Source organism: uncultured Parabacteroides sp., from assembly GCF_905196875.1.
GTDB lineage: Bacteria > Bacteroidota > Bacteroidia > Bacteroidales > Tannerellaceae > Parabacteroides.
Genome location: NZ_CAJJWO010000008.1, coordinates 54,809 through 73,972 on the forward strand (window position 1 = coordinate 54,809; position 19,164 = coordinate 73,972).

The 19,164-nt window shown below is 45.6% G+C and carries 15 protein-coding genes and 1 pseudogene; 7 read left to right on the forward strand and 9 right to left on the reverse strand.

The genetic code is table 11. The features are described 5' to 3' along the window. Position 1: 1 nt before the first annotated feature. From QZ076_RS04835 to QZ076_RS04845, 3 genes are read left to right on the forward strand one after another with little or no spacing between them, the layout of a single operon-like run. A complete protein-coding gene (locus QZ076_RS04835) occupies positions 2-1,246 on the forward strand; it encodes a PNGase F N-terminal domain-containing protein (RefSeq protein ID WP_293710807.1) in 1,245 nt (414 codons plus the stop codon). A 60-nt stretch (positions 1,247-1,306) separates the two neighbouring features. Beyond that, entirely contained in the window at positions 1,307-1,951 is a 645-nt protein-coding gene (locus QZ076_RS04840) for a MarC family protein (protein ID WP_075558727.1), read from the forward strand. Then, positions 1,951-2,658, forward strand: a complete 708-nt coding sequence (locus tag QZ076_RS04845; RefSeq protein ID WP_293710908.1) for an HAD family hydrolase — start codon at positions 1,951-1,953, stop codon at positions 2,656-2,658. The genes QZ076_RS04840 and QZ076_RS04845 overlap by 1 nt, the downstream gene beginning before the upstream one ends. On the opposite strand, the gene QZ076_RS04850 is transcribed toward QZ076_RS04845, so the two are convergent. The 3 genes from QZ076_RS04850 to mtaB are packed head-to-tail and all read right to left on the reverse strand — an operon-like array spanning position 2,645 to position 5,883. Continuing rightward, complete coding sequence (locus tag QZ076_RS04850; protein ID WP_293710809.1) at positions 2,645-3,673, reverse strand: glycosyltransferase family 2 protein; 1,029 nt, start codon at positions 3,671-3,673, stop codon at positions 2,645-2,647. The genes QZ076_RS04845 and QZ076_RS04850 overlap by 14 nt on opposite strands. After that, positions 3,663-4,553: a lysophospholipid acyltransferase family protein gene (locus QZ076_RS04855; protein ID WP_293710811.1), complete on the reverse strand. Its 891-nt coding sequence runs from the start codon at positions 4,551-4,553 to the stop codon at positions 3,663-3,665. The genes QZ076_RS04850 and QZ076_RS04855 overlap by 11 nt, the downstream gene beginning before the upstream one ends. A 1-nt stretch (position 4,554) precedes the next feature. Next, positions 4,555-5,883 (reverse strand): tRNA (N(6)-L-threonylcarbamoyladenosine(37)-C(2))-methylthiotransferase MtaB, encoded by a 1,329-nt coding sequence (gene mtaB, locus QZ076_RS04860; protein ID WP_293710813.1) that lies wholly within the window; start codon positions 5,881-5,883, stop codon positions 4,555-4,557. 250 nt (positions 5,884-6,133) lie between these two features. Here mtaB and QZ076_RS04865 point away from each other — a divergent pair, with 250 nt between their 5' ends. The 4 genes from QZ076_RS04865 to QZ076_RS04880 all read left to right on the forward strand — a co-directional run bounded on the left by QZ076_RS04865 (position 6,134) and on the right by QZ076_RS04880 (position 11,538). Then, positions 6,134-7,297: a 6-bladed beta-propeller gene (locus QZ076_RS04865; RefSeq protein WP_293710815.1), complete on the forward strand. Its 1,164-nt coding sequence runs from the start codon at positions 6,134-6,136 to the stop codon at positions 7,295-7,297. 68 nt (positions 7,298-7,365) lie between these two features. Continuing rightward, positions 7,366-9,030 (forward strand): AMP-binding protein, encoded by a 1,665-nt coding sequence (locus tag QZ076_RS04870; RefSeq protein ID WP_293710817.1) that lies wholly within the window; start codon positions 7,366-7,368, stop codon positions 9,028-9,030. Positions 9,031-9,185: 155 nt separating this feature from the next. Then, positions 9,186-9,407, forward strand: coding sequence for a hypothetical protein (locus QZ076_RS04875; protein ID WP_028726975.1), 222 nt, complete (start codon positions 9,186-9,188; stop codon positions 9,405-9,407). 76 nt (positions 9,408-9,483) lie between these two features. Continuing rightward, positions 9,484-11,538 (forward strand): outer membrane beta-barrel family protein, encoded by a 2,055-nt coding sequence (locus tag QZ076_RS04880; protein ID WP_293710819.1) that lies wholly within the window; start codon positions 9,484-9,486, stop codon positions 11,536-11,538. 33 nt (positions 11,539-11,571) lie between these two features. On the opposite strand, the gene QZ076_RS04885 is transcribed toward QZ076_RS04880, so the two are convergent. The 6 genes and pseudogenes from QZ076_RS04885 to QZ076_RS04905 all read right to left on the reverse strand — a co-directional run bounded on the left by QZ076_RS04885 (position 11,572) and on the right by QZ076_RS04905 (position 19,163). Beyond that, on the reverse strand, positions 11,572-12,858 hold the full coding sequence (locus QZ076_RS04885; RefSeq protein WP_293710821.1) for an NAD(P)/FAD-dependent oxidoreductase: 1,287 nt from the start codon (positions 12,856-12,858) through the stop codon (positions 11,572-11,574). A gap of 98 nt (positions 12,859-12,956) precedes the next feature. Then, positions 12,957-13,964, reverse strand: coding sequence for an FAD:protein FMN transferase (locus tag QZ076_RS04890; protein ID WP_293710823.1), 1,008 nt, complete (start codon positions 13,962-13,964; stop codon positions 12,957-12,959). Positions 13,965-14,071: 107 nt separating this feature from the next. After that, the gene (locus QZ076_RS04895) at positions 14,072-15,025 is read right to left on the reverse strand and encodes an acetylornithine carbamoyltransferase (RefSeq protein ID WP_293710825.1); all 954 of its coding nucleotides are present in this window, start codon (positions 15,023-15,025) and stop codon (positions 14,072-14,074) included. Positions 15,026-15,106: 81 nt separating this feature from the next. Then, on the reverse strand, positions 15,107-16,963 hold the full coding sequence (locus QZ076_RS04900) for an ATP-binding protein (RefSeq protein WP_293710827.1): 1,857 nt from the start codon (positions 16,961-16,963) through the stop codon (positions 15,107-15,109). 535 nt (positions 16,964-17,498) lie between these two features. After that, positions 17,499-17,669, reverse strand: a pseudogene (locus QZ076_RS21975) (TolC family protein); the annotation flags it as partial. Positions 17,670-17,909: 240 nt separating this feature from the next. Continuing rightward, positions 17,910-19,163 (reverse strand): glutamate-5-semialdehyde dehydrogenase, encoded by a 1,254-nt coding sequence (locus QZ076_RS04905; RefSeq protein WP_293710829.1) that lies wholly within the window; start codon positions 19,161-19,163, stop codon positions 17,910-17,912. Position 19,164 lies beyond the last annotated feature (1 nt).

Consider the following 19,164-nt stretch of genomic DNA (forward strand, 5'->3'; position numbering starts at 1 on the left):
AATGACAAAGAAAATCTTATTATCATTCTCACTGGCGGGTGCCATGCTGCTGACGGCATGTGGTCATCGGGAATTGCCGGCTGTGGGAGATTACTCCGTGCAGGTATTCCACGATACTCCGGTGAGGTTCGCTCCCGACCAGTACGGCGGGTATAGCGAAGCGGGTGCCGACAGTATTTATCATCTGGTAAACGGGCGTATCATTTTGAAGAAGGTGACCTTGCCCGACTATAAACGTAACGTCTCTGTAAATCTAAAAGTGACGATTGCTTCCAACGGCGATCGCTGGGATAAGTCCGGCTCTTGTTTTATCTTGCCGAAAGCGTCGGCGATCAATTTGCTGAACATCGCGAAAGGGGAGAAGCAGTTCCCGGCTATAGACAGTACGAAGCTGGAGAATATGATCGGTATCGTTTCCGGTGAAGATTACGAACCTACTGTCGAATTGATGCGCTTTATGACTCCGTTCGGTGTAGGTCATTACAGCAGTGCGGACGACAGCCTGAGCAGCAAGCGTAAGCCTGTTTATATCGACCAGTGGGCCGACAGCGTAAGCTGGGAGCAGAATATTACCGACCTTTATCCTTTGTTTGAAGGTGGTGCTTACGTCGGTGTATTTATCGATACCTGGACGGCCGAGGGTTATATCGCCAGTGTGACGATCGATGTGGATGAATCTGACATCTCCTGTGATGCCTTAACGAAGCGGCATGTCGAACCGTTAATGAACACTATTTATTATATCGGACAATCTTATCCTGATATCTTCGCTCGTAAAGATGTTTCGACCGAGTTTACCATACCGGAGGGAGCGAAGAACGTTCGCTTGAAATATATTGTAACCGGGCATGGCGGCCATAGCGGTGGCGATGAGTTTGTCCAGAAGCAAAACATTATCTCGGTGGATGGAAAGGAAGTGCTGGATTTCATTCCCTGGCGTAACGACTGTGCCTCTTTCCGCCGTTTCAATCCGGCTACGGGCGTGTGGCTGGAAAAACGTCTGGCTTCTTATATCGGTGATAAAGGGTATGAAGAAAAAGAAGTGGAAGAGCCTGTCGCTTCTTCCGACTTCTCCCGTTCCAACTGGTGTCCGGGTTCCGATGTTGTGCCGGAAGAGGTAGTCCTTTCCGACATTCAGCCGGGTAAGCATACCTTTACCGTAAGTATCCCCGAGGCCCAGGAAGTAGATGGTAATAAGTTGAATCATTGGCTGGTTTCCGCCTATCTGGTTTGGGATGAAGATTAATATGATAGTAGGGGCGGGCCAATCCCGCCCCTACTATCAACCTGTTAAATCATTATTATTATGGATACATTATTACCTTTCGCACTTTTGTGCTTCACTTCCTTTTTCACGCTGACAAACCCTTTGGGTACCATGCCTGTCTTCCTGACAATGACCAACGGCATGAGTGACGACGAACGCAAAACCATCGTACGTCGTGCCACTATCGTCTCTTTTATCACCTTGATGGTCTTCACCTTCTCCGGGCAGTTCCTGTTTAAATTCTTCGGTATTTCTACGAACGGTTTTCGTATTGCCGGAGGTATTATTATCTTTACCATCGGATTTGATATGCTTCAGGCACGTTATTCCAAGGCAAAACTCAAAGACGAAGAGGTGAAAACCTATGTAAACGATATCTCCGTCACCCCGCTTGCCATCCCGATGCTTTGCGGTCCGGGTGCTATCGCCAACGGGATCATGCTGATGGAGGATGCGAATACATTGATAAAGAAAATCCTGCTGGTTAGTGTGATCGCATCCGTTTACTTCATTACCTTCCTGATCCTCCGGGCATCTACCCGGCTGAACAAGTATATGGGGGAAACGGGCAACAACGTGATGATGCGTCTGATGGGGCTTATCCTGATGGTTATTGCCGTGGAATGCTTTGTAAGCGGTTTCAAGCCCATAATGATCGATATACTGCAACAAGCTAATTTATGATTGAAGGAATACAGGTGATCGGCTTCGATGCCGACGACACCCTTTGGGTTAACGAAACTTATTTTCTGGAGACGGAGCAGAAACTCCGTCTTTTGCTGTCTCCTTATGTGGATAGCGAAACTGTCTCGGCTGAACTCTTCCGTACGGAGAGCCGCAACATGCCCCTCTATGGCTATGGCGTGAAAGCCTATATCCTTTCTGTTCTTGAAACAGCTATCCGTATCACGAACGGAAAAGTCCCGGCAAGTGTCCTGCAACAGATCCTTACCCTCGGTAAAGAACAACTGACCAAACCTGTAGAGCTATTGGATGGAGTGGAGGAGACCCTGAATGCCCTTGTCGGCCGCTACCGTCTGATCGTTGTCACTAAAGGCGACCTGCTCGATCAGGAACAGAAACTGCGCCGTTCGGGTATCGAACATCTTTTCCACCATGTCGAAATAATGAGCGACAAGACCGACCGTGAATATCATTCTTTATTGAATCATCTGGATATCCGTCCCGAAGAATTCCTGATGATCGGCAACTCCCTTCGTTCCGACATACTTCCTCCCTTGCAACTGGGTAGCTATGCTATCCACGTCCCTTACCAGACGACCTGGGCGCATGAACTGGTAGATGAACCAGTCATTCATCCGCGCTTCCATACTGCGGACTCGCTTTGGGAAGTGACTTCACTACTTCCTTACACGATTATAAATCAATAAACTTTTTCTTCCCTTTTAAATAGAAAGCCACAATCAGACTGCTGCGCATCAATTCGGGTATAGTGACGAGTGTCGTCTTTTTCTGATTCTCCCGACGTTTCTCTGCATACTCCGGCTTCATCTCGAAGAAGGCTTTGCGTGCCTCATATACTGCACGGGCATTGGGCCAGTGACCGCATAGCAGGAACTTTGCCGCCGCAATATAATCCAGCCAGAAGCGGACATGCATCACATGCTTCAGGTCTTTTTCGGCAAGGTTTTTATAAAGCATCAACAGGTTATTGCGGAAGTTGAGGAAGGTTTTGCGCGGACTTTCTACGTTCAGGGTGGCACCGCCGACATGGTAGACTACGGATTGAGGTGTGCAAACCAACCGGTAGCCACGCGAACGTAATCGCCAACACATATCTATCTCTTCCTGGTGGGCAAAGAAGCCTGCATCCAGTCCGCCTACTTCCTTATAAACAGCGGTGCGGATGAACAGGCAGGCACCGGTAGCCCATAGAATATCGACAGGCGTGTCGTACTGCCCTTCGTCTTTCTCAACGATATGCAGTATGCGGCCGCGACAGTAAGGATAGCCGTAAATATCCATAAAACCGCCGGCAGCTCCGGCGTATTCGAAATATTCCTTGTTACGCTGTGCCCTGATCCTGGGCTGTGCGGCAACGATTGTAGAGTCGGTTCCCATAGCGGCTAGCGGGGCGTCCAGCCAACCGGGTGTTACTTCGACGTCGCTGTTCAACAAGACGGTGTATTCGTTGTCGATCTGCTGTAAGGCCTGATTATAGCCTTCGGCAAAGCCGTAGTTTTTATCCAGCCCGATGATGCGTACAGAAGGAAACTTTTCCTGCAAGAGGAGAATTGAGTTGTCGGTGGAACCATTGTCGGCCACAATCACTTCTGCCAGTTCCGCCGGACTGTACTCTACTACCGACGGAAGAAATTCCTCCATCAGCTTCGCACCGTTCCAGTTAAGGATGACGACGGCTATTTTCTTTGTGTTATTGTGCATCTTCTCTCTTGTATTTCCAACGTTTGTGAGTCCAGAGCCAGTAAGCGGGATTACGCAGGATCATCTTTTCCGTCATACGGGCGTACGATTCGGTGATCTCGTTTTCGGCTGTTTGTTTGGCATGGGTTGTCATCAGCTTCATTTCTACCGTATAATAGCCACGTTTTACTTTCTGTACATCCAGGAAGATTACCGGCAGATCCAGTTTGCGAGCAATACGTTCGGCCCCGTTCAGTATGGCTGTATCCTGATTGAGGAAGTTCGTCCAGTAATGCAGGTTACCTTTGCTCGGTGTCTGGTCTGCTATGAAGATCACGATATTATTACTGCCTTCTCTCTTCAGAGTCATCATATCGCGTACTGTGTCGTTTTTTTTCATTCCGTATGACCCGAAGCGGGTACGAAGGTAGATAAACAGGCGGTCGACAGCCTTGTTGTTTAGCGGACGGTATATCTGCCACAGGCGTGAGTCTGTGTATACCAGACTGGAGGCACTGAACCATTCCCAATTGCCGTAATGTCCCATCAGCATCATGACTGTCTTCTGTCCTTTTGCCTGTAGCTTGGTGGCTACTTCCGGGTTCTTGATATGCGCGCGCCGCAAGACCTCTTCCGGAGAAATGTGGGCCAGTTTGATCGTCTCGACAATATAATCGGCGAAATGATGATAGAAAGCTTTCTCCATCCTGCGTAACTCTATTTGAGATTTATCGGGGAAAGAGGCCTCCATATTATGGCGTACTACTCTTAACCTGTAACGGATTACTCTATATATAAGCACATACAGGATATCGGACAGGATATATAATACCGGCATCGGTAAGAATGCATGGAGCTTGGCCCATGCAAAGATCAATCCATATTGAATTTTATTCCACATATCAACCGATAGTTACTAGTTCGCAATTCAGTGCGGTACGGTCTTCATTCCATCCGGTCAGCGTCACCCGGCGGGTTTCGTTAACCAGTGAATTGTCGTAAGGTGTCTCTACTTTAATATAGTTCTCAGTGAAGCCGTGCATCCGGCCGTCTTTGCGGGTATGCTCGAACAGGACTTCCGCCTGGTTGCCGATATGGGCGTCGTAGAAGGCATGCAGTTTCCTGTCGGAGATATCCAGCAGTTGCTGGCTACGGGCATGTTTTACTTTCGGGTCTACCGAATGGGCGATCTTCAGCGCCTGTGTGCCGGGACGCTCGGAGTAGCTGAACACATGCAGCTGGCTTATATCCAGGCTGTCGATAAAGCGACGGGCATCTTCGAAGAACTCGTCTGTCTCGCCACGGGTACCGACAATTACATCCACACCGATAAAGGCATGCGGCATGATCTCTTTGATCTTTTCTATCTTATGACGAAACAGTTCGGTATCGTAACGGCGGCGCATCAGTTTCAATACATCGTCGCTTCCGCTCTGCAAAGGGATATGGAAATGCGGGGCGAAACGTTTGCTGGATGCTACGAAGTCGATGGCCTCGTCCGTAATCAGATTGGGCTCGATGGAAGAGATACGGTAACGTACGATATCTTCCACTTCGTCGAGTGTGCGGATCAGGTCGATGAAGGTTTCACCGGTAGACTTGCCGAAGTCGCCGATATTGACTCCCGTCAACACGATCTCCTTTCCGCCTTTGCGGGCTACTTCCTGTGCCTGTTTCACCATGCTGGCGATAGTACCGTTTCGGCTTCGTCCGCGGGCAAAAGGTATAGTACAGTAAGAGCAGTAGTAGTCGCATCCGTCCTGTACTTTCAGGAAATGACGCGTACGGTCGTCTGCCGAGCAGGAAGGAGAGAAGCTACGGATATCTTTGCTTTCGGAGGCGATGATGGCGCCATCGTTTTCTTTCTTTTTCAGGTCGTCCAGATACATTAATATATCCAGTTTTTGTTCGGCGCCCAATACCAGGTCGACACCTTCGATATGGGCTACTTCTTCGGGCTTGAGCTGGGCGTAGCAACCGGTCACTACTATAAAGGCTCCGGGATGCTGCTTGCTGATCCGGCGGATGGCTTGACGGCATTTCTTATCGGCCAGTTCCGTTACCGAGCAGGTATTTACAACACAAATATCTGCTTTCTCACCCGCACGGGCTTTACGTACGCCCTGTTCTGCCAGTACCTTCCCGATGGTAGAGGTTTCTGCGAAATTGAGCTTGCAGCCCAGGGTATAATAAGCAGCTATTTTATTTTCAAATACGGTTTTGTCTATCATTGCGATTGAATTATCGCGCAAATGTAGCGAAATTTTGCAACACCCTCAACTTTCTCCTGCTATGTTCGAAGTAAGCCGTATCAGAACAGTATTCCCGTAGTGACACCGGATTATTAATAAAAATTGTTAAATATTATAGCGTGTATATGGATTAAATTGCTTTTATTTAGTTTATTACGTATATTTCGTACGGATTATTCGTTTTAGCGTAAAAGGGTTCGTAATTATTACTCACAACAAGCAAAAAGTAATGGAAAAACTAACTGTAAATCTAGCAATTATCCTTCTTATAATAGTAGGATGTACAGGGTGTCGTCAGTCTGCCCCCCTGAATGACGAGGTAATCACCGTCGATGTCACCGCAAGCTATCCTGAAAAAGAACTGATTCTACAAGACTTTATGGATGTGGAATACATTCCGTTGGAAACAACTGATGAGTTTATTACCCACGGTATAGTGGAAGCGGTCGGTAAGAATATCCTATTGATAAGAAACCGGAATGACGGGAATATCTTTGTTTTTGACCGGACAGGAAAAGGAGTAAGAAAGATAAACCGTCTGGGACAAGGTGCTGAGGAATATTCATCGGTTTCAAGAATCATCCTTGATGAGGATAACAACGAAATCTATGTCAAAGACCATTCTCCCAGAAAAATACTGGTGTATGACTTATCCGGTAACTTTAAGAGAAGTTTCAAATTTGCAGATACCGGTTATTATGACGACATTTTCAATTATGACCGAGATCACCTGATTTGCTATAAGAAATATTACACACCGAAAGAAGACGAACAGGCCTGTCATCTGATTATCTCCAAGCAGGATGGAAGTGTCACCCATGAAATTCGTATTCCTTTTAAAGAATATGAAACACCGGTCATAACAAAGGATGAGTTGACTATTATGCCTGCATACTTCCTGACATCTCCCAGTCGCGGCAACTGGGCACTTGTAAATACGTCGTCCGATACGATTTATAATTATTCGCTGGATAATAACTTGACTCCCTTTATTGTAAGGACTCCTTCCATACACTCGATGGAGACTAAGGTATTTCTGTTTCCGTCTGTTATTACCGAGCGTTATTGTTTCATGCGCGCTATGAAAAAGGAAGTTAACTTTACAACGTTCAAAGGATTCTCCAATACCGACCTGATGTATGACAAGCAGGAAAATGCTATTTTCCAATATACCGTCTACAATGATGATTATTCAAAAAAGAAACAAGTCTCATTAGGACAGGAAATAGGAGGAACCGTAGATCAGAAGATAGCCACCTGTTATTCTTTAGATGCTCTGGAACTTGTAGAAGCCTACAAAAAAGGAGAGTTAAAAGGCAAACTGAAAGAAATTGTGGCTGAGTTGGATGAAGAATCAAATCCGGTGGTCATGTTGGTAAAGTATAAGGGTTAAACTCAGTTTATCTGTTGTGTATCTGCCGGAGAGTCTTTATTTTTGCACAAAATATAAGCATTTGTGCTATGATACAAGAAAACTTCATTAAGATATATGAGAACAGTTTCAAAGAGAACTGGGTCTTACCTGCTCTGACAGATTACAGCAAGAACGTTACTTTTACTTTTGAAGATGTGGCAAAGGAGATTGCCCGTATCCACATCCTGTTTGAAGAATGTCAGATCCGTCGGGGGGATAAGATTGCCCTGATCGGTAAAGACAGTGCCCGCTGGTGCATCGTCTATATGGCGGCTGTTACGTATGGAGCGATTATCGTGCCGATCCTGCAGGATTTCAATCCGAACGATGTGCATCATATAATCAACCATTCCGAATCGGTGTTCCTTTTTGTCAGTGATCGTATCTGGGATTCGCTGGAAGAGGATAAGATCGAAGAGGTACGCGGTGTGTTCTCTCTTTCTGATTTCCGATGCCTGCACCAGCGTGACGGCGAGAGCATCCAGAAGCTGATGAAGTCGATGGATGAAAAGATGGAGGAGAAGTATCCGAAAGGATTTTCCAAAGAGGATATCAAATACGCCGAGTTGGATAACGATAAGGTGGTATTGCTGAACTATACTTCCGGAACCACCGGTTTCAGTAAAGGCGTCATGCTGACCGGTAATAACCTGGCAGGGAACGTGACGTACGCCAAGACACTCGACCTGATGTATCGTGGCGACCGTGAATTATGCTTCCTTCCGTTGGCCCATGCTTATAGTTGTGCTTTCAACTTCCTTGTGCCGATGGCCGTAGGAGCCCACGTATATATGTTAGGTAAAGTCCCTTCCCCGAAGATCCTGCTGAAAGCATTTGAAGAGGTGAAGCCGAACCTGATCCTGACGGTTCCGTTGATTCTGGAAAAGATCTATAAGAAAATGATCCTTCCGCAACTGAGTAAGACGACGATGAAGCTGGCCTTAAATATTCCTTTGCTGGACTCACGTATTTATGCGCAGATCCGTAAACATCTGGTGGATGCTATGGGAGGCCGCTTCCGTGAAGTGATTGTCGGTGGTGCCGCCATGAACCAGGAAGTAAGCGATTTTCTGTATAAGATCAAGTTTCCGTTTACGATCGGTTACGGAATGACGGAATGCGGACCGCTGATCAGTTATGATCATAACGATGAATACGTTCCGGGTTCTTGTGGACAGGTATTGAAAGGAATAATGGAAGTCCGCATCGATTCCGACGATCCGTATAATAAGGTAGGAGAGATTCAGGTTCGTGGTGAGAACGTGATGAAAGGCTATTATAAGAATGAAGAGGCTACAAAGAATGTCTTTACCGAAGATGGCTGGCTTCATACTGGTGACTTGGGTACGATCGATCATGATAACCGTATCTTTATTCGTGGCCGTAGCAAGACAATGATCCTGGGTGCAAGCGGACAGAATATTTATCCGGAAGAGATCGAATCGAAGATAAACAACCTGCCTTTCGTAATGGAAAGTATCGTTATAGAGAAAAACGGTAAACTGGTGGCTTTGGTCTATCCCGATTATGACACGGTGGACGGTACCGGGATCTCACACACCGACTTGCCGGTCATTATGGAGCAGAACCGGACTGAACTGAATAAGCAGTTGGCTTCTTATGAATATGTTTCGGAAATACAATTGTACCCGACCGAATTTGAGAAAACACCGAAGAAGAGCATCAAAAGATATTTATATAGTAATTACTGATAAATATTTATATACTGATAGACAGTCGATTGCGTTTTTCCTGAAAAATAGTTGAAAAAAAAGTCTCTTATGTTGTACAACATGTATAATTAATACATACATTTGCATCGTTTTACAACAAGAAGACATTATAGACCGTTTAAATTAAAGACAAAATGAAAAAGTTAGTTGCATTTGCTGCTATCGTTGCAGCCGTTTCTTTCACATCATGTGGTAACAAATCTGCAGAATCAAATGCTGAAGTTGCTGAAACAGAAACTACAGTAGAAGAAACTCCTGCAGTTGTAGAAGAAGAAACTGTAACAGAAGAAGTTGCTCCTGCTGAAGGTGATTCAACTGCTGTTGCTACTGAAACAGAAGCTGCTCCTGCTGAATAATATTCAGTAATCAGTTAAAAGGACAGTCTGTATGCTTACACATACAGACTTTTTTTGTTTATAACGGTATAATAATATGAAAAGAAATCTACTCATCTTTCCCGCAATCGCATTATTAAGTCATACTGTCTGTGCACAAACTCCGGTCGATATGAACCTGTCGTTACAAAATGTTGAAATACAGGGTAAACGTTTCACCGGACTTAGTGGTGGAGAGGTAAAACGCCTGCAGGTTGAAAATAACCTGAGTAGTGTAAGCAATACGGTGTCGGAAGCTTTTCGCCAGATGCCTTCCCTGGTTACGGATATTGAAGGAGGGATAACATATCGTGGTTCCGCTAAAACAGGAATGCTTATCAATGGGATTCCTTATGGGTTGTTAGAAGAATATAGCGGTGATGTACTGATCCAGTTGCCAGCCTTGTTTTTTAATCATATCTCTATGTCTGCGTTGCCGGATATCTCTTTGGTACCTGATGGGGATGCCGGATTACTGAACTTGTCTTCTTCCTCTTACACGAAGGATGATTCGCCATTGACTGTTACGCTAGGGGCGGGTTTGCAGGAACGGTATAATGCCGGAGCTATCGTGAATCTACATCCGGGTAAATTCCATATCGTGGGTAAGTATAACTATCGTAAGGAATATCGTAAACGTTCGTTCGATAAGACAACAAAAACGGAAACGGGGACAACGATCATGAATAACAATGCGGCTGCCCGTCCGGATGTTCATCTGGCCGACCTGAGTGTAGGGTATGATCTGACTTCCACTGATTTGCTGACGGTATATGGATTGTATCATCTGATGGATTACAGCCGGTATGGTGGTATAAATAATAAAGTATTGAACCCTGATGGCAGTGTAAAGAATCAGATGACTCGTCACCGCTATAATGATCAGCGGCAGGATGCATATGCCGTGGAAGCTCGTTGGAATCACCAGTTCGCTAATCCGTTGGATCGGTTGACGGTTACTTTCAACTATAACGACTTCGGATACGATGAGGATAATCAGTACGAGAATGAGAAACCAGGTACAGGAGTTATTCTAAAGAAAGATAATATGTTTATCAATCAGGATAAACATAATTATTATCTGTCGGCAGCCTTCAGTAAGTTGTTTGCGGATGACTGGTATTTTAAAGCCGGCTATATCGGACGTATTAAACATGAGAAATATTATACGGAAACGAATGATATAAATATGGAGACTGGCGCCTGGACTCTGGTAGCAAACAAATCGTATGATTATTCTTTTAATCGTAATACACATTTGCTTTATGCCTCTCTGGATAAACACTGGGATCGCTTATCTGCCGAAGTGGGGGTACAAGGTGAAGTAAATGCTCAAAAATTTGAAGAGAAGAGCTCTACTCGTTTCCATGTTTATCCAAGAGCAACGTTTTCTTTGGAAACAAATAAGAATGGAAACCTGTCTTTGAGTTATCTGCAACGTGTGATCCGTCCCTATGGTGCTGACCTGAATCCATTTATTCAGTATGGCGACCCGACCCATCTGACACAGGGAAATCCGGATTTGAAAGATGAGTTTATCCATTCGTTGGAGCTTTCTTATTCGTGGGTTACGAAGTCTTTTCGTGTTACCCCGGCTCTCTATTACCGGAATAAGTCGAACCGTATCATGGAAGTGATGGACGAGGAATCGATCTGGCAGAAGATGAATATCGGTCATAGCCAGGCGCTGGGTGTTGAATTGTCCGGCAACTGGGATCCGATCCGTATCCTCAATATCAGTTTCTCGGGGAATGTTTATCGCGACGAGATAGACGGACGTACAATCGGATATGAAGAGAAGAAGTCGATGGTTTGTGCCGATCTTAAAGGGAGTATAAGTATTCATATAACTCCGACTACGGAACTGCAAGTGGATGGTTTCTATATCTCCGACCAGCTGACTCCGCAAGGGAAAATAAAAAGCCACAGCAGTGTGAATGCCGGGCTCTCCCAGTATTTCATGAATCGTAAGTTGCGTGCTAATTTAAGCATCAATAATATATTTGATGGCCTGGAAGAGACGACCATTATCGATACTGATAAAATGCAGATAGAGCAGATCCGTAATCGTGATGCACGGGTTACGTGGCTGACACTGACATATAGCTTATAACAAGAAGTCCCCGGCTCAGGGACTTTTTGTTTTTTACTCATCCTTTTTTCTTTTAGGGATATATATTATCAGGCGGATGGACTGATCGTAAGTGAAGTAACTCCATACCCATTCTATCAGCACCATCAGTTTATTCTTGATCCCCAGGATGGAACGAAGGTGTACCCCCATCCAAACCATCCAGGCAATGAATCCCTGTAACTTCAGTTTTTTCAGGTCGGCAACGGCTTTGTTGCGTCCTACGGTAGCCAGTGTTCCCAGGTTTACGTAATGGAAGGGCTTTAGTTTTTTACCGGCTTCCAGCTGTTTGAGATTCTCGGCCAGGAGGTTTCCTTGCTGGATAGCCACCTGGGCAACTTGCGGGTGCCCGTTCGGATATTCTTCTTCCGTTTGGAAACAGACGTCGCCTATGGCAAATACGTTTGTCATTCCCTGCATCTGGTTAAATTCGTTCACTGTAATCCGACCACCCCGATTCAACGATTCCTTATTGATATGATCGAAATGAGTGGCGGTCACACCACTCACCCAAACGAGTGTTTTTGTCGTGATAGTGGAATTATCGTCCAGTATGACTTTCCCGTCCTGATAGTCTGTTACCCGTTTATTCAAAATGACGTTTACACCCATTTCTTTCAGGAACTTTTCTGCGTTGACTGATGCTTCAGGAGACATTGCTCCAAGTAATTTAGGAGAACCTTCTATCAGATAGATATTCATATCCGATTGCTTCAGGTCCGGATAATCTTTCGGCATGACGAACTTTTTCATTTCAGCCAGCACGCCGGAGACTTCAACTCCTGTGGCACCACCGCCTACAATAACGACATTCATCAGTGCCTGCCTTTCTTCCGGATCGGTGCAGATTGTCGCTTTCTCAAAGTTGGAAAGTAGCGTGTTCCTGAGTTCGAGAGCCTCCTGGATGGTTTTCATCGGCAATGCCTTTTCTTCAATGGTCTTGTTGCCAAAAAAGTTAGTAACGGTTCCAGAGGCGATTACCAGATAGTCGTAGGTTAATTCGCCGATGGAAGTCTCGATCAGATTACGTTCGGCGATAACGGCTTTCACTTCCGCCATCCGGAAGTAGAAGTCTTCCTGTTTCTGGAATATCTTACGGAAAGGAAATATGATCGATCCCGGTTCTAAGCCGGATGATGCTACCTGATACAACAGAGGGGGAAATTGATGGAAATTGTTCTTATCTATCAAGACTACCTGGAAGTTGCTCCCTTTCAGTTTATTGGCCAGCTTTAATCCCCCGAAGCCGCCACCGATAATGACTACCCGCTTCTTATCTGTCTTTGCAATGTTGAAGCCCATGATGTTCTATTTTATGTTTTATAATAGAACAATCGGGAAGGGAATAAGTTCGGTGGAAATAAGCTAAGGCTTTGATTTGTAACTGAAGGTGTCTGCTTCTAGGGCTTTGGGACGAGGTATTGCCGGAAGCCTTCCGAATAGTCGGTACGGTATTCTCCGTTCTCATCCGCATAGATGAATAGATATTCCAGCTCTGGATGCTGCTGCTGGATTTTGTGGGCTTCTTCCCGGCCCATGGCCATAAAGGCAGTAGCGTAAGCGTCGGCAGTCATGCAGTCGGCGGCGATGACGGTGGCACTGAGGATGGGTTGGCCCGCTGGATAACCGGTTCGGGGATCGATGGTGTGGGCGTATTTCTTTCCGTCTTTGATATAGAAATTACGATAGTCGCCGGAAGTGGCAAGGCCATGACGACCACATAGCTGTACGATTTCCTGTAACTCCCGGTTGACGCCCGTAGGATCGTCAGCCGGTTTGGTGATGCCTATACGCCAGCATTCCCCTTTGGGGTTGACACCTTTGGCTGTCGTTTCGCCGCCGATATCGATCAGGTAGTTTTCTATGCCTTTGCTATCGAACAGACGGGCAATGACTTCACAGCTACAACCATCTCCCAGGGAAGAACAGTTCAGCAGAAGCCGGGGATCATCCTTGACAATCTTTTTCCCTTCCAGACGTACTTTTCGGTAACCGACAAACGAACGGACACTATCTATTATGGCGGGCGTGATACTGTCGCTTTTACTGAAACCGAATCCCCAGAGGTTTATCAGCGGGGCACAAGTGATGTCGTAAATGCCATTGGTCTGTTCGGATACTTCCTTTGCTTTGTTGAATACTTCGACAAAGAGATCGTCCACTTCTATCTCTTTGTTCCTGTTCACCTGTGAGATAATGGAGGTAGAGTCGAATGGATTCAGACAGTGGTAATAACACTGAAGCTCTGCTTGTATCTCGTCTTCCAGTGATTTTGTGTATTCTAACTTGATCGTGTAAGGTGTATGGAGCATCCCCGTTACTTCGAAGTACTGTTTTGGTTGTTTGCAACTATTCAGCAAGAGGATAATAAGGAAGGAGAAGGTGAGGGTAAGATGTTTGTGTTTCATACTATTTCGGATTGTAGACCGGTAATAAATATTTATGCATTCCCTATGGCACTATTGTGCCATAGGGAATGCATATCTGTGCCACACCTATGGCATAACTTATATTCCTATAACCCCATAAGGATTTTCTTCAGGACAGTCTGTGCAGAGATCTCGCGGTTGGCAGCTTCCGGGATGACAATGCTTTGTGGGCTTTCGATCACGTCGTCAGTGACGATCATGTTACGGCGGACGGGAAGGCAATGCATGAAGTAAGCGTTGTTGGTCAGCGCCATCTTTTCCCTATCGACAGTCCAGGCACGGTCTTTACTCAGCACTTGACCGTAATTGGGATCGGTGTAAGCAGCCCAGTTCTTGGCATAGATAAAGTCTGCACCTTCGAAGGCTTTCTTCTGGTCGTATTCAACACGGGCATTGCCGACGAACTTCGGATCCAACTCGTAGCCTTCCGGATGGGTAATAACGAATTCATAATCTGTAGCATTCATCCATTCGGCGAAACTGTTGGGGACAGCCTGCGGCAATGCTTTCGGATGAGGAGCCCAAGTCATAACCACTTTCGGACGGGCAGTCTTTTTATATTCTTCGATGGTGATCAGGTCGGCGAAGCTCTGCAATGGGTGGCGGGTAGCGGCTTCCATGCTGAATACCGGACGACCAGAGTATTTGATAAACTCGGAGATAATCTTCTCGTTGTAATCGTCTGCTTTGTTTTCGAAGCGGGCGAAAGAGCGCACGCCGATAATGTCGCAGTAGCAGCCCATAACCGGGATTGCTTCCAGCAAGTGTTCCGGTTTGTCGCCATCCATGATGACGCCGCGTTCGGTTTCCAGTTTCCAGGCACCCTGGTTTACGTCAAGTACCATGGTGTTCATCCCCAGGTTCATCGCAGCCTTCTGGGTAGAGAGGCGCGTACGCAGGCTGGAGTTGAAGAATATCATCAGTAACGTTTTGTTCTTACCTAATTCAGTAAATTGGAAGCGGTCTTTTTTGATTTCAAACGCTTCGACAAGCGCCTGCCGGAGGTCGCCCAAATCCTGTACACAAGTGAAGTTTCTCATACTATCCTATTTTATTGTGAGCCACAAATGTAACTATTTTTGCCTAAATAGGGATGGTATAGATAGAAAGATATCTTTTTATCACTCGGGTAAATGAGTTTGAAGCATTCCGGTCAGTAGATGCGGAGTGATGGGCTTCGGCATGAAGTCGGTAAATCCGTTAAGCAATGCTTGTTGCTGCTCTTCCGGTAGGATGGAGGCACTGACGGCAACCATAGGGATTGTTTTGGATTGCTGACGTATTTTGCGTCCGGCTTCCAGTCCGTCCATGACCGGCATCTTAATATCCATCAGAATGATGTCAGGACTCTCCCGCTGGAACAACTCGATGGCTTCTGCTCCGTTGGTTGCTCTGAAAAGATTATGGTCGGACAGGATTTTATTATAGAGTAAATAATTACTGTCATTATCTTCGGCGATAAGGATACGATATTTGTTCTTTAATTTCTCTTTGCTTTTGTTCGAGAAATGTGTAAGAGAAGTCGGTACGATTGAATTGATTTGTTCTGCCTCTGCTTCCTGATATGGAACTTTAAACCAAAAAGTCGATCCTTTTCCTTCTTCCGACTCAACTCCGATTTCTCCTCCTAGCAAATCGATGATCATGCGGGCAATACTGAGACCCAGACCGCTACCTTGTGCGAAATCATTTAATTTGACGAACCGTTCGAATACTTGGTTGACTTTTTCTTTCGGTATCCCGATCCCTGAATCTTTAACGTAACAATAGAGTTTGTCGTCTTGTACGGAACAGCCAATTTCAATAGAACCTTCGTTTGTAAATTTGGAGGCATTGTTCAGGAAGTTCATGATCACTTGTGAGAGGCGCAGATGGTCGGATACAATTACGACCGGTTTCTCGGGCAAAACGGTTTTTACCTTAACTCCTTCTTTTACTTTCAGAGTGATAGACTGAGCCAGACTAGAGATCACATCGGTTACGTTAAAAGTAGATGTGATCATGTTGATACGTCCGGCTTCGATGCGTGACAAATCGAGGATATCATTAATCAAGTTTAGTAACAGATGATTGTTTTCATTGATAATTTGGATATATTCGTTAATTTCGTTTTTATCATCAGCCTCGGCAATCAGATTTGAGAAACCGACAATTGCATTAAGCGGAGTACGGATTTCATGGCTCATGTTTGCCAGGAATGCAGACTTCATCAGGTTGGCTTCTTCTGCTTTCTCACGCATGAAGATAGCCTTCTCCATCTCTGTACGGTTCTTGATCCGCTCCATCTCTGCTTCTACCTCGTGGGTAATAATTTTCTGAGAACCGAAGATGGATTGTACATTTCCTTGTAAATCATAAGCATACGGAATAGCATCCACATTTGTCCATATAATGTTTCCATGCAGGTCTTTTACCTGTGTTCGGAAGTTAACGTGGCTGGCTTTTCCTGTGAGCAAGAGGTTCAGCTTTGTTTCTACAATTGTGCGGTATTCGGGAAGCAGACGGTTTACCAGATCTTCATACGAGGAGTTTGTACCAATAACCGAATCACGTGCAACTGAAGTGAAGTTGCGAGTTGCAGTGTTATAGCTCCAGGTACTGAGTCCACCGGCTTCCAGAGCCAAAGCTGCTTCTTTCTGATAACGTTTAAGTTCGAGAGAAAGGGGTGAAATGTCATGAACCATGCATATCACTTTATTGGTGCCCAATAGTTTGATAGTAGCTTCCAGATGAGATTCTCCTATGATGTATTTCAGATTTTCCGTGATTCCGGTCTGTAGTACATTTTCATGACTTTTATTAATAAGGGTACATGCCTGGTGAAGCGTCGAATTATTGTCTTTGACATAATCTTCGAGATTGCTGCCAAGAATATCATTGATTTTGTAGCCACCTAAAGTATCAGACTTTACATTATATATGTCTATAATTTTTTTCTTGTTGTCCAGGATAAAAATAGACTCAGGTATGACATCCATGACATCATGAAGTGTCTTATCTTCCCGGAGTTTCTTTTGGCTTTTGTAATAGTAAGCAGCGAATACTAAAACAAATGCAAAAAGAAAACAGATTGTCCCTATGTTAGATTGTAAAAAGAATAATAGAGCCATATTAAAACCTCCCTTATAAATCAATTATGAATTTTACTTGTTGCAAAGGTATAGCGAGGCTTTGTAATGCTCCGGTTTCACATGTATCAAAAAAGTAGTGTGTTTATCTCTATTTTCTCCTTCTAAGAGCTCGTAAGTTTTATTAATAAAGGGAAAAAGATCAAAATATGGGAGAATGTATCATTCATTGTACCATTTCCGAATCAGTTTTCAGATAGAAATGGTTTTGCGTTCATCTTACAGAATCGCTTTTGTTGGAAAAATCGGATAACATAAATAGATAATGATGATGTATTATGCCCCATTTGTCATGGGGTAACGAGAAAGAGAAAAAGTCATTCGTAATCTCCTCCGTTGTACCAAAAAGTGTAACTCTTTGCTGTGCAGGATAGTCCGCTGCGTATTACGTCCGCGAAAGCGTGCCCCAACGGAAGAGCGGGATCTGTACCGAGGCATAGAGCATGGAGTTCCGGAAGCGGTTGGATCCTTTGGTGTTGATCGTCGGCGTGCCCCACGACTTCTTGAAGCCGATAGCTACCGTCGGGTTGTATTTGGCCGCCGCCAGCTTGATCTGCCGCTGCTGTACCCTCGATGGCGGTAACTACTATGTTTGGCAGATGGAAAGAGAGTGTATCTGATAGTCTGTGTGTGATAATCCATATATTTGTCCGTGTAATCAATACTAGTGCCGGCAAATATATGGATTGTATGCGAGATGGCTTGTTGATGATGGTATTAATCGCTCTTCGAGAGTTCAAAAACTGAACGATTTGGTATAGCACCTTACATTACACGTATGGTAGCTGGGACAGGTCTACTTCCTGACCTGTCCATCTCCTTCGATGATGTACTTGTAGGTAGTCAACTCCGGCAACGCCATAGGACCGCGTGCATGTAACTTCTGCGTACTGATACCGATCTCTGCCCCGAAGCCGAACTGTGCACCGTCGGTAAAGGCCGTCGACACATTGGCGTAGACGCAGGCTGCATCGACCATTTGCTGGAACAGGCGGATCGTATCTTCCGACTCGCTGATGATGCTTTCGCTATGCTTCGAACTGTAACGGGAGATATGTTCCAGCGCCTCGTTGATGTTGGAAACCGTGCGGATACTCATCTTGTAGTCGAGGAACTCGGTGCCGAAACTGTTTTCGGTAGCGGGCTGTAGCAAGGCTGGCGGGTAGATACCGTCGAGGGCGGCAAAGGCTTGTTCGTCGGCATAGATCGCAACATTACTCTCGACCAGCTTACGGCAGATATGCGGCAGGTCGGCCAAGCGGTCTTTGTGGATGATGAGGCAATCGAGTGCGTTGCAAACGCTTACGCGGCGGGTCTTTGCGTTGTTTACGATAGCTTGCCCTTTTTCTTTGTCCCCCTCTTTGTCGAAGTAGGTATGGCAAATACCGGCTCCCGTCTCGATCACCGGCACGCGGGCATTGTCGCGTACGAAATTGATCAGCGCACTGCTTCCGCGTGGAATAATAAGGTCAACCAAGCCGACGGCATTCAATAATTCCGTAGTCGCTTCCCGCTCGGGAGGTAATAAAGTACAGACGTCTGGGTTGATACCGTGGCGTTCCAATACGGAATGGATGATAGTAACCAGTGCGCGATTGGAATCATCCGCATCCGAGCCTCCTTTCAGTATACAGGCGTTTGCGCTTTTGAAACATAAAGAGAATACATCGAAAGTAACATTCGGACGTGCTTCGTAGATAACGCCTATCACTCCGAATGGCACCGATACTTTACGGATTGCCATGCCGTTCGGGCGGATGGCTTCACTGATCACTTTGCTGAGCGGAGAGGGGAGTGAGGCTACATTCCGCATGTCTCCGGCAATACCGGCCAAGCGATCGGTTGTCAGTTTCAAGCGATCGTATTTAGGATTGGCCGGGTCCATACGGGTCAGGTCTTTCTCGTTGGCTGTAAGAACTTCTGCCTGTCTGTTTATCAGCTCGTCTGCTGTATCAGTCAGTATACGGTTTATCGCCTCGTCGCTTAACGTGATAAGTTGACGGGATGCTGTAACGCTCTGCTTTAATAGCTTTGTTATATTTGTTGACATA